The 12893-nt window shown below is 38.4% G+C and carries 11 protein-coding genes; 5 read left to right on the forward strand and 6 right to left on the reverse strand.

All coding sequences use genetic code 11. The features are described from left to right. The first annotated feature begins 29 nt into the window (after window positions 1-29). Both purE and K333_RS0101235 read left to right on the forward strand, forming a co-directional pair. Window positions 30-539: a 5-(carboxyamino)imidazole ribonucleotide mutase gene (purE, locus tag K333_RS0101230; protein WP_024990127.1), complete on the forward strand. Its 510-nt coding sequence runs from the start codon at window positions 30-32 to the stop codon at window positions 537-539. A gap of 33 nt (window positions 540-572) precedes the next feature. Continuing rightward, window positions 573-2462, forward strand: a complete 1890-nt coding sequence (locus tag K333_RS0101235) for a 4-hydroxy-3-methylbut-2-en-1-yl diphosphate synthase (protein ID WP_024990128.1) — start codon at window positions 573-575, stop codon at window positions 2460-2462. A gap of 155 nt (window positions 2463-2617) precedes the next feature. Here K333_RS0101235 and K333_RS0101240 read toward each other — a convergent pair whose 3' ends face one another. The 6 genes from K333_RS0101240 to K333_RS0101265 all read right to left on the reverse strand — a co-directional run bounded on the left by K333_RS0101240 (window position 2618) and on the right by K333_RS0101265 (window position 9575). Continuing rightward, window positions 2618-3430 carry a DUF3108 domain-containing protein gene (locus K333_RS0101240; RefSeq protein ID WP_024990129.1) on the reverse strand — a complete coding sequence of 271 codons (813 nt, stop codon included), beginning with the start codon at window positions 3428-3430 and terminating at the stop codon, window positions 2618-2620. A 1-nt stretch (window position 3431) separates the two neighbouring features. Next, window positions 3432-5363 carry an Ig-like domain-containing protein gene (locus tag K333_RS0101245; protein ID WP_024990130.1) on the reverse strand — a complete coding sequence of 644 codons (1932 nt, stop codon included), beginning with the start codon at window positions 5361-5363 and terminating at the stop codon, window positions 3432-3434. 2 nt (window positions 5364-5365) lie between these two features. Further along, entirely contained in the window at window positions 5366-6874 is a 1509-nt protein-coding gene (locus tag K333_RS0101250; protein ID WP_024990131.1) for a GH3 auxin-responsive promoter family protein, read from the reverse strand. Window positions 6875-7001: 127 nt separating this feature from the next. Next, the gene (rnc, locus tag K333_RS0101255) at window positions 7002-8066 is read right to left on the reverse strand and encodes a ribonuclease III (RefSeq protein ID WP_024990132.1); all 1065 of its coding nucleotides are present in this window, start codon (window positions 8064-8066) and stop codon (window positions 7002-7004) included. Continuing rightward, the gene (fabF, locus tag K333_RS0101260; protein WP_024990133.1) at window positions 8056-9318 is read right to left on the reverse strand and encodes a beta-ketoacyl-ACP synthase II; all 1263 of its coding nucleotides are present in this window, start codon (window positions 9316-9318) and stop codon (window positions 8056-8058) included. Before fabF ends, rnc begins: the two co-directional genes overlap by 11 nt. Before the next feature lie 20 nt (window positions 9319-9338). Then, on the reverse strand, window positions 9339-9575 hold the full coding sequence (locus K333_RS0101265) for an acyl carrier protein (protein WP_024990134.1): 237 nt from the start codon (window positions 9573-9575) through the stop codon (window positions 9339-9341). Between the two features lie 228 nt (window positions 9576-9803). Here K333_RS0101265 and K333_RS0101270 point away from each other — a divergent pair, with 228 nt between their 5' ends. From K333_RS0101270 to nadA, 3 genes are all read left to right on the forward strand, one after another. Then, window positions 9804-10409: a DUF4254 domain-containing protein gene (locus K333_RS0101270; RefSeq protein WP_024990135.1), complete on the forward strand. Its 606-nt coding sequence runs from the start codon at window positions 9804-9806 to the stop codon at window positions 10407-10409. Between the two features lie 15 nt (window positions 10410-10424). Continuing rightward, entirely contained in the window at window positions 10425-11483 is a 1059-nt protein-coding gene (locus K333_RS0101275; protein ID WP_024990136.1) for a glycosyltransferase family 9 protein, read from the forward strand. A gap of 407 nt (window positions 11484-11890) precedes the next feature. Then, window positions 11891-12883, forward strand: a complete 993-nt coding sequence (nadA, locus tag K333_RS0101280) for a quinolinate synthase NadA (RefSeq protein ID WP_024990137.1) — start codon at window positions 11891-11893, stop codon at window positions 12881-12883. Window positions 12884-12893 lie beyond the last annotated feature (10 nt).

Here is a 12893-nt window from a genome sequence, read left to right on the forward strand (position 1 = left end):
AATATTAAACAACAATAAAATAAAATTATATGAAACCATTAGTCAGCATTATCATGGGCTCTACAAGCGATCTGCCCGTTATGGAAAAAGCATGTAAATGGTTGAACGACAACGAGATACCTTTCGAGGTCAACGCACTGTCAGCTCACCGTACACCTGATGCCGTAGAGGCTTTCGCTAAAGAAGCTAAAAATCGTGGTATCAAAGTTATTATCGCAGCAGCAGGTATGGCAGCAGCATTACCAGGTGTCATTGCTGCGTCTACTCCATTACCCGTGATCGGTGTACCTATCAAGGGTATGCTTGATGGTCTTGACGCTATGCTTTCTATCATCCAGATGCCTCCTGGTATTCCTGTAGCTACTGTTGGTGTAAACGCAGCACAGAATGCTGCAATCCTCGCAGCTGAGATGATTGCTCTTACCGATACTGAAATAGCTAAGAAGGTTGATGCATGGAAAGCCGGTCTCGGAGCCAAGATTGAAAAAGCTAACAAAGATCTGGCAGAAATCAAAGATTATCAGTTTAAATGTAACTAATATTTCTTTCAAATAAAGAATATTTCTAGAGATATGGATCTTTTTAATTATCATAGACGAGAAACATCTGTTGTCCACGTAGGTTCCATCGATATGGGTGGAGAGAACCCTATACGTGTGCAATCGATGACAACAACCAATACTAATGATACACAAGCCTGCATAGAACAGGCTGAACGCATCATCAAGGCAGGTGGAGAATTAGTACGACTCACCACACAAGGTTCTCGCGAGGCTGAGAATCTGAAGAATATCAATGCGGGTATTCGTGCCGATGGCTACAATACACCATTGGTAGCTGATATTCATTTCAATCCTCATGTTGCTGATGTTGCTGCACTATATGCAGAGAAAGTACGTATCAATCCGGGCAACTACGTAGACCCAGCACGTAAGTTCATTCATCAAGAATACACCGATGAGGAATATGCTCAAGAACTCCAGAAGATTGAAGACCGTCTTGTTCCTTTCATCAATATTTGCAAAGAGAATCATACTGCTGTACGTATTGGTGTAAACCATGGCTCTCTCAGCGATCGTATTCGCAACAGATATGGTGACACTCCTGAGGGTATTGTAGAAAGTTGTATGGAATTCCTTCGTATCTTCAAGAAGGAAAACTTCAATGATGTTGTCATCTCTATCAAGTCTTCAAATACTGTTGTCATGGTACGCTCTGTTCGATTACTTGTTGATACCATGAACAAGGAAGGTATGAACTATCCTCTCCATCTCGGTGTTACCGAAGCTGGTGAAGGTGAAGACGGAAGAATCAAGAGTGCTGTGGGTATCGGCGCATTACTTTCTGACGGTATTGGAGATACTGTTCGTGTAAGCCTTACCGAGGAACCAGAATGTGAGATACCTGTTGCTCGTCATCTAATTGACTACATTGGTCAAAGGGAGGGACATCTGGTGATTCCTGCGACAGAAGCTAAAGACTTTGACTGGTTACATCCTACGCGTCGCGAGACATTGGCCAACAATAATATTGGTGGAGAAAACGTACCTATAGTTATCACAAGTCGTACAGGAAAGGATATTGAGGTTGTATCGGATTCTGATATCAAGGCTGATTATATCTATGTTGGAAGTCAACTCCCTAAGCATCCTAAATCTAACGAGACCTATATCGTGGATTATAATGTCTATGGTATGCTTGAGCAGGAAAATAAGCTCACAGCCGATGGTAAACTTAAAGATGTAGACTGCCAACTTTATCCAATATTCCCTGTTGTAGCTATTCCTATGCTGTCCATGCTGCAATGTAAGATGAAGTTCTTGGTTTTACAGTTTGGTACTCCAGCAGAAGAATACCTCACTTGTCTGAAGTATCATCCAGAAGTTGTAGTAGTATGTGCTACAAATCATCAGAATCGACTTGGCGACCAGCGTGCTTTAGTACATGAGATGATGAATGCTGGTGTGAAAAACCCTGTCATCTTCACAGAGATGTATCACCATAACCAAAACGAGAAGAGTGATTTCCAATTGGAATCTGCTGCTGACCTAGGAGCACTTCTTATTGACGGGCTTACTGACGGTATCTGGTTGATGAACGATGGTAACCTTAGTGAACAGGATATTACAGAGACTGCATTCGGTATCCTACAAGCTGCACGGCTTCGCACATCAAAAACTGAATATATCAGCTGTCCTGGTTGTGGAAGAACTCTTTATGATCTAAGAGATACCATTGCCAAGATTCGTGAGGCGACCAAAGGTATGAAGGGACTAAAAATTGGAATCATGGGATGTATCGTAAACGGACCAGGAGAAATGGCTGATGCTGATTATGGATATGTCGGTGCTGGTCCAAAGCGTGTCAGTCTATATCGTAAACAGGTATGTATTGAGAAAAACATTCCTGAGGAATTGGCCGTAGAGCATCTTTTGGCTTTAATAAAAAGTGACCAAAAATAAATTTACGGACAGACTATAAATAGAAAAGTGAACCAATTAATTTGGTTCACTTTTCTTATTATGTCCTATAGATCTATTGAATCTTCTGATACTCTATTCACCTACTGTTAAGAACTCTGCCGGATTATGTTATCAACAGTATAAGGCAATTGCTATTATTTAATAATAGAAGTAATCGGATTTCTGATACCCTTCATACCAACAAGGAAGGCTTTAGCACTACCAAACTTCAAGAACATATCCAAACGTACTGGTATATGGTTGTTGTCATCGGTAACATAGAAATCTACAATACGCTTGAATTTACCATCCTCTTGTTCCATATAAGCCAACTTTAGGCAACGATAGGTATGACCATTATCAGCCTTAACCTTCTGAACGCCCATATAGCGTAATTGAGCCGGTGTACGGTCGTCTCCATCTACAATCGGGAATTTCACCATATATCCCTTTGCCCACCCCTTAGGATTAAAACTACGGGCTCTTAGGAAAATGCTCATCATATCATATACACAGTCGCTATAAGAACGTTTCTTCCACAACTGTTCACCAGTATGACGAATGCGATGCTGACGAATATTGGTATTGCCACCAGCATAGCTATAGAATACTTCATCTACAGTATATCGGTTACCTTCACGAGCACCTTTTCTGAAATAAAGTGGCTCCAAGTCTAAACTATTATAACAGAGAAGGGTATCACGCAAGACGAAAAAATCATCCAGTCTATTGTTACCTCTCGTGGTAAGACTTCCACGATATGCAGGCTGTCCATGATAATTACTTTTCACGGTATACATACTAGCAGTACCTGCTTTTACCCATACGAATTTCCAGTTATAATACATATTATAAGTAAGAAATTCACCAGAGCCAAAAGCAGTATTCTTATAACTGCATTGTGCCAAAGCCGATGATGTAGCACACATCATCATGGCTGATATTAAAAGAGTTCTTAAGTGTTTCATGTTATTTAGCAATATATTGAATACCCAATTTACTAGCTCTTTGGGCATTCTGATTTTTTATTTTCTTTTCCTTATCTGGTTTCTGCTTGGTCACCTTACCTGGTTTCTGCAAATAAAGAGGTCGCTCTTCTGGATCCCAGTTTTCATTGACATCCCACTTTTCACGACATTCTATCGATTCTGGATAATAATAAACAGCCTCTGGTTGCAGGTCTTTACCATAATCACCCGTATCCCATTTGCCATTCTGATTGCTATCCACAATCATTCTCATATAATAAGTACCAGGATTGATATAATAGAACTCAGCCAAACCATTATTGGTAATAACCTCTTTCACTACTTTGTCGGAACCATCCAGCAACTGGACTATAATCTGTTTACCATTATATTTGGATATATTGATAAAAAGTGAACTATAGGAATCATTACTCTTAACCTTGAATCCTTTCTTCTGAGCAATAGAAACAAGACCATATATATCTTGGAATGCAGCAGAATCTATTTCCAAACTATATTCGATATCAGGGCGCCACTCTCCTCTGAGCTGATATCTTCGATTCTCCAATTTGTCAAAAGCAAAAGGTGATCTATACCATAGTGTATCGTGCTTAGCATAGAGATGTATCTTCGAAACATCCACTTTTGCCAATGGCTTCATAAACTCAAATATGATATTTTTATCAGGATCGAGCATAGAAGGGGCACTAATGTTGAAGATCAAAGGCTCTGGTTTACGGATAGAATCGTAAGGTTCTCCTTTTTCTTTTGCTTTCTTTTGTGCCTTTTCCCATTTTTCTTGTTCCTTCTCTAAACGCTTCATCCTCTTGACATAAGTATCCTTGGATAATACTTCCAACGACTCCGTAGAATTCTGAAGTACACCCATACTGTCTGTCTTCAGATAAGTCATATCAAAACGAAGTGTATCTTGGTTAACCAAAGCAGTATCCTTCAGCCAATAAGTGACAGTATCTTTCTTTTCTGAACTTTCAACTACGAAAGCATTGTTTGCATCAAAATTCAATCCCTTGATTTCAGGTAATTTCTCATTACCATAGGTGAAATATAACGTAAAGTGATCGGCCTCCTTACGTTCACTCTTTATAAATGCTCTATCTGTAAGCGTCTCTGTAAAAGCACGTAAGACTATATCATCTGGCAAGAAATGAGTATAAGGAACTTGTTCTATAGACTTGATATGTAAAGAATCCACCCAAGTGGTATCCTGTCTTATATCTGGACGAGAAGAGGGAACGATGATATCATGTGAAAATGCTATTTTCTCACTCTTCTGATTGAATACATAGTCTCCATCAGCATCTTGTAATGCATATATCCGATAGGATCCCGGAGCTATGCCTTTAATGACAAAATGCCCACGACTATCCGTTCTACTTACGCGGAGCATCGGTTCTTTACAGAATACTGTATCCGACAGATTATTATACAAACCCACCAAAATTCCTTTGATAGGTTCCAGATTCTCTGATTCAAGGACATAGCCTGATACTTCCATCGTATCTATAACTTCACCTGTAGAGAAACTATAAGTATAATTGCCTAATGGATTTCCTTCGTTATTATCACTGATTGCATCACTGAAATCAATGGTATAAGTGGTATTCTCCTTTAGAGAATCCAGTAGTTTGATATCTATATATTTACCCTTACCAACAATCTCAGCTGCTTCCAATTGCGGAGGAGAAACCACAACCTTATTTTGCGCATCCTCAATCTTGATAAATTCATCAAAGTATATCTTGATATTTTTAGTCTTTACATTGGTAGCCTTATCAGCAGGTGAAGCACCAATTACTTTTGGTGGTGTCTCATCATACCATCCACCATCAGGACTACCCATCTTAGCACAAGCACTAAAAAGTATTAATGCTAAAAGACTATAGATATGTATATAGAATAGTTTCTTCATTATTATTTATTCATTTCGAGCATTTCATCAAGATTCTTTCTTGAATTACTTAATCTTGGTATTTTATGCTGTCCACCTAATTTACCCTTTGATTTCAACCAATCATTAAACAGTCCCACACGAGCCTTGACAATTTCCAGAGGCTGTAGTGTCACATTATGGAAACGTTTTGCCTCATAGTCACTATTGATTTCCTGTAATTTATTATCAAGTATCTTAGCAAACTCATCGAGATTTGTCGGCTCCTTGGAGAATTCTATCAGCCATTGATGGCGACATTTGGCATTACTATCCATATATACTGGTGCTGCTGTATATTCTGAGACTTGTGCACCAGTCTTCTCACAAGCATAGGCCAGTCCTTTCTCTGCATTATCCATGATGAGTTCTTCACCAAAGGCGTTGATAAAATATTTAGTACGACCTGTGATCACAAATTTATATGGATTCTTACTTGTAAACTGAACTGTATCTCCTATCAGATATCTCCAAAGGCCACAAGATGTCGTAATCACCATAGCATAGTTCTTACCAATCTCTACACCAGTAAGAGGTACTATTGTAGGATGATCTGTACCAAACTCATCCATTGGAATGAATTCATAGAACACGTCATAGTCTAACATCAATAGCATGCTCTTGTCTTCTGGATCACTCTGTAATCCAAAAAATCCTTCACTTGCATTATAAGTTTCCATATAATGCATATTAGGCGAAGTGATTAGTTGCTCATACTGTTTACGATAAGGTGTGAAGGCAATGCCTCCATGGAAGAATACTTCCAGATTAGGCCATACATCTTCGAGATGCTTTTTACCAGAAATCTCCATAACGCGCACTAACACACTGAGCATCCAACTAGGAACACCAGATATATTTGTCACATTCTTATGGAGACATTCATGAGCTATACGGTCACGCTTCAATTCAAAATCACTCAACAAGGCTGTGGATTTCTTTGGTACACGAACCAGATTAGCCAATGGATTAATATTCTCGATAAGGATAGCGCTCAGGTCACCTACCAGACTTCCTTCTATATTATAATTAGGAGCATGACTACCTCCAAGTATTAATGCACGACCATCAAAGATTTTACTATTAGGGTGATTACGGAGATATAGTGCTACTGTATCGAATCCTCCCTTGTAATGGATATTCTGTAAACCATCACTTGATACAGGAATGAATTTACTCTTGTCATTAGTTGTTCCAGATGACTTTGCATACCATCTTACTTGTCCAGGCCAAAGTACATCACTCTCACCATGACGCATTCTGTCGATATCCCCTTTCAGTTCTTCATAGGAATTTACAGGAACATTCTTTGAGAAATCTTCATAATCTTTGGTATTGTTAAGTAGATGATTGATTCCATATTCCGTATTCTGTCCCTTTTCGACAAGGCGCATCAATACATCATGCTGCAATTGTTCTGCATCATTAATATATTTTTCAAATTCCCTCTGACGAGGTTTAAAAACATTTGCTACAAGTTTTGTTAAACTCATTTCTTTAGATATATCTATTAAATTGCAAAAGTAACCTAAAGTTTTGAGATAATGGAATATATTTAAGATTTTTAATATAGAAAAAACATCCACAAATGATTTTTGATATCATTTGTGGATGCATCTGTTAATCTTCAAAGGCAGCATTTTCAGCAGCTGCAACAATATCTTCTTTAGATAATTTCTTTGGAGATGAAGTAATATCGCTCAAATCAAATTCATCGCGCTTTTTACCGCTCTTGTTAGAAGAATACATTGGAACATTCCTGCGATTGTTACTTGGTTTATCTTCAAATACTTCCTCCTGGAAAACATTAACATGTTTTTCAGGCTGTTTCTCACATTCATCATGTGAGATAATAAAATCGTCTTTAACCTCAGTATCAGGAACGATTTCCACAGGTTCTTCCTCCATCTTCGTTCTATTGGTTTTTGCCTCAAACACAGCATCGAGAAAAGAACTATCCTTACGAAGTCGCTCTAAGGTTACCTTAGATGCCTGCTGTTGGCTCTCCTTTTTAGAGAATCCACGGCCATCTCCTCCTTTTATACCCTCAATAATTACCTCATAACTAAAGATAGGACTTCCATTAGCATCTTTGTCCTGACCAATCTGAGAATATTCTAGTTCTACACGGTTCTTCTGACTCCATTCGATGAGTTTGCTCTTAAAATTAACCTCTTTGTAAGCAACCTTATCAATGTTTATCATTTGTGACAGAATACGCTGCTTCATAAATTTCATACAAGCATCGTAACCACGATCTAGATACATAGCACCAACCAGAGCTTCGAAAGCATTTCCTCCCATATAACTATTATGAGAAGAACTGTGTCCACTACTCAAAATCAATTGATTGATACCTAACTCCTTAGCAAGTTTGTTCAGAGTTTCTCTCTGCACAAGTTTACTACGAGTGTTTGTCAAGAATCCTTCTCTTTTTCCTGGGAAATGCTGATAGACGATATCACCAACGATAGCATCAAGAATAGCATCGCCTAAGAATTCCAATCTTTCATTATTTACAGGCTTACCTTTTGCATTACGATGCATTACACTCTTATGCATTAAAGCAAGTTTGTAGAGTTTAATGTCGTGAGGATAGAAACCGATAATCTGGTATAAAGACAAATAAAGCTCCTTATCCTTACGGAATGGGAGCTTTATTTTATCTAGTATATTATTCAGCATACTTTTTGAATACTACACAGCAGTTATGACCACCAAATCCAAATGTATTACTTAGAGCTGCACGAACAGTACGCTTCTGCGCCTTGTTGAATGTGAAGTTCATCTTGTAATCCAATTCCGGATCCTCATCACCCTCTTCATGGTTGATGGTTGGAGGTATAATGTCGTTCTTAACACTCAATACACAAACCATTGCCTCTACAGCACCGGCAGCACCAAGAAGGTGACCTGTCATTGACTTGGTAGAAGAGATGTTAAGTTCGTATGCATGATCACCAAAGACATCCTTGATAGCCTTAGCCTCAGAGATATCACCAACATGAGTTGAAGTACCATGAACATTGATGTAATCAATATCCTCAGGTTTCAAGTTGGCATCCTCAAGTGCATTCTGCATAACCAGTTTTGCACCGAGACCTTCTGGGTGAGAAGCAGTGATATGATAAGCATCAGCACTTTCACCTTCACCGACCATCTCAGCATAAATCTTTGCACCACGAGCTTTGGCATGCTCCAGTTCCTCGAGAATCAAGCAACCAGCACCCTCGCCCATGATAAATCCATCACGGCTTCCGCTGAATGGACGTGATGCATGCTCAGGATCATCATTACGTGTAGATAAAGCCTTCATCGCGTTAAATCCACCAACACCTGTAGCACAGATTGCACTCTCAGCACCACCACTAACAATGACATTTGCCTTACCCAAACGGATTAGGTTGAATGCATCAGCAAGTGCATTACTTGAAGAAGCACAGGCAGAAGTTGTTGTGTAGTTTGGTCCATGGAATCCAAAATGAATTGAAATCTGACCAGATGCGATATCAGCAATCATCTTAGGAATAAAGAAAGGATTGAACTTTGGACCATTTTCAATATGCTGGCCATAGTAAACCACTTCTTCCTCGAAAGTACGAATACCACCAATACCTACACCAAATACAACACCGATGCGGTTTTTATCTTCTTTTTCCAAATCAAGACCAGCATCCTTAACACCCTGCATTGCTGAAATCATAGCAAGCTGAGTGTAACGATCCATCTTACGAGCCTCTTTACGATCGAGATAGTCATTGACATTTAAGTCTTTTACCTCGCAAGCAAACTGGGTCTTGAATTTAGAAGCGTCAAATGAAGTAATAGGAGCAGCACCGCTTTTACCAGCAAGGAGATTATTCCAAGTCTCCTCAGGTGTATTACCTACAGGAGTTACGGCACCGAGTCCTGTTACTACTACTCTTTTTAATTCCATTTATATCGATTAAATTGCAATTACTTAGCGTTCTCTTCAATGTACTTGATAGCGTCGCCTACAGTAGCAATCTTCTCAGCCTTATCATCAGGAATAGAAATAGAGAACTCTTTTTCAAATTCCATGATCAACTCTACAGTGTCAAGAGAATCTGCACCAAGATCGTTAGTGAAGCTTGCTTCTGGCTTAACTTCTGCCTCATCAACACCAAGTTTATCAACGATAATAGCTTTTACTTTGTTTTCAATTTCTGACATAATTGTAACTTTTAAAATGTTTATAAATAGTTTCTAATTAAAAAACGGTTGCAAAGAAACACATTTTTCTTCGAATTAGCAAATTATTTTTAGGAAAAAGCGCATTTTAGTGCACACAAACCCCTATTTTGTGCAACTTTTATGCCTTTTTTCGTGTTTTAGTTGCTCATTTAGAATAAATTAGCTACTTTTGTACAATCAAAAATAATTAATAAAAATCAAGGAAGTATGTCATTTACTAACCAGGCTAACAAGATTTTCAATCAGGCTATTGCCGATTATCATGTAAAAGATAACATTGACACTCCAATCAATAACCCATTTACAATAGGTTCTATTGAAAACATATTGTATTTGAAGAACTGGATTGATACTGTTCAGTGGCATTTTGAGGATATCATTCGTGATCCTAATATCGACCCTGTTGCAGGTATGAATCTCAAGCATCGTATTGATAAAAGTAATCAGGATCGTACTGATCTTGTTGAGCAAATTGATTCATACTTCTTGGATAAGTATAAAGATGTGAAGCCTTTGGCTAATGCAAGTATCAATACAGAGAGTCCTGCATGGGCTATCGACAGATTAAGTATTCTTGCACTTAAAATTTATCATATGCAAGAACAGGTAGACCGTAAGGATGCCAGTGAGGAGCATATTGCCAAATGCCAAGCTAAACTGAACATCCTTCTTGAGCAGCAGAAAGACCTTAGCGCCGCTATCGACCAGTTGCTTGATGATATTGCTTCCGGGCATAAGTATATGAAAGTATATCGACAGATGAAGATGTACAACGATAAGGAAACCAATCCTATCCTTTACGGTAAGAAATAAATTACTTAAAATAAAATGAAGGCTGAGCATATTCTTATTATTCGCTTTTCAGCGATAGGCGATGTGGCTATGACAGTACCAGTAGTCTACTCTCTGGCCAAACAGTATCCACATCTCCGTATTACTGTGCTCAGTCGTCCTTTTGCTCGTCACTTCTTTGAGAACTTAGCTCCGAACGTAGGATTCATGGGAGCAGATATCAAAGTAGAATACCATGGCATAAAAGGTCTCAATGCTTTGTATCGTCGATTGGCAGCCAAGCATTTTACAGCAGTAGCAGATTTCCACAATGTCTTGCGATCTAACTATCTTAGATTGAGATTCAATATGGCCAAATATCCTGTTGCACATATTAACAAGCATCGTGATGGAAAGCGTCGACTTACAGCTACTTCAAATAAGAAGATGCAACAACAACCTACATCTTTTCAGAATTATGCCGACGTATTAGCAGAATTAGGATATCCTATCCACATTGATTTTACCTCTATATTCCCTCCAGAGGGAGGAAACCTTCGCTTACTTCCTAATAATATAATAGGTGAAAAGAAGGGGTTCCAACAATGGATAGGTATAGCTCCTTTTGCTGCCCATAAGGGTAAAATCTACCCTATTAGATTAATGGAACAAGTTATCAACCAACTTATCAACAATCATCCTTCTTGCCGAATCTATCTTTTTGGAGGAGGTAAGGAAGAAAAAGAGATACTTAATGGTTGGGCTTCTAAATATGATAATTGTATTAATGCATCTGCAGAACTCAAAGGACTAAGCCAAGAACTGATACTTATGAGTCATCTTGACGTGATGGTAAGTATGGATAGCGCCAATATGCACTTAGCATCACTTGTCCACACTCCTGTAGTCAGCGTTTGGGGAGCAACCCATCCTTATGCAGGATTTATGGGATGGGGACAGAATCCTGATAATGCAGTTCAGATATCATTAGAATGTCGTCCTTGTAGTATATATGGTAAAAAGCCATGTATGCGTGGTGATTATGCATGTTTGCAGAACATCACACCAGAACTTATCGTAGCCCGTATCGAAGCTACATTAAAACTTAAGAAGTAATTATATTCTTTATTACTGTTGATAACTTCGTGTATAACCACGTTGATATCACCTGTATAACCCAATGCATAACTTTGGAGATATCCACCGCATCTATACCCATTCCTCAAAAAAGTGGATATCAACATCTTTATACCATCGAATTTCATAACTTTTCCACGTTTTTTTAATGATAAAAGATATAAACTTATTAACTTTGCACCAAAATGAGAAATTGTGGATAACGATGTTAAGTCGCTATAAATCAGTTATAAAAAATCCACAAAGTATGTGTACAACTGGAATACATGTGTTGATAACGAAATATACAAGAAAAAAGCAAAAAAGTTATTCACGTATCCACAGTATATCATCAAGAACATTCTCTTTTTTAAAATTAAAGAATAAAAGGATATATTAATATTGATATGGTTAAAGAAGAATGGATAAAAAAAGGGTTTGTTGATGAACCTGTAGATGATACTCTTGATCTGAAAAAAGAAATTCGTCGAATGTGTAAAGAGAAAGGAGCTATTATCCTAGCTCACTACTATACTGTTGGCGATATTCAAGATATAGCAGACTTTGTCGGTGATTCATTGGCGTTAGCTCGTAAGGCAGCAGAAACGGATGCTAAGATTATGGTCATGTGTGGTGTTCATTTTATGGCAGAGACCTGTAAATTGCTAAGTCCTGATAAGACAGTTCTTTGTCCCGATTTAAATGCTGGCTGTAGTTTGGCGGATAGTTGCAAGGCAGAAGATTTAAAAGTCTACAAAGAAGAGCATCCAGGTTATCAAGTTATCAGTTATGTAAATACCACAGCTGCGGTGAAAGCTCTTACTGATTGTGTGGTTACCAGTGGTAATGCAGAAAAGGTGATAAACGCTTTTCCTAAGGATGCAAAACTTATTTTTGGTCCTGACTATAATCTAGGCAATTATATTAATAGCGTTACAGGTCGAAATATGTTGCTCTGGAACGGTGGATGCCATGTGCATGAGAAATTCTCTGTCGAAGAGATTATCAAGCTTAAGAAAGAAAATCCTGATGCTCTAGTTATGGCTCATCTTGAGTGTAAAGCTCCAGTTCTTGCTGTTGCTGATATAAAAGGTAGTACTGCAACTATGTTGAAATATGCCCAGTCGCATCCTGAGACCAAGAAATATATTGTAGCTACAGAGGCTGGTATCTTGCACGAGATGCAGCGTACATGTCCAGACGTTACATTTATTCCTGTGCCTCCGGAAGTAAGCGAGGGTAGCTTAGGATGCAGTTGTAATGAATGTAATTATATGAAACTGAACAGTTTGAAGAAAATCTATAATACATTGAAATATGGTTGGCCATCTATCGAGGTAGATCCTGCAATTGCTAAGGAAGCAGTGAAGCCTATTGAAAAGATGCTTAGTTTGAGTTAATCGGCAAGTT

This window comes from Segatella albensis DSM 11370 = JCM 12258 (assembly GCF_000426565.1).
Lineage (GTDB): Bacteria > Bacteroidota > Bacteroidia > Bacteroidales > Bacteroidaceae > Prevotella > Prevotella albensis.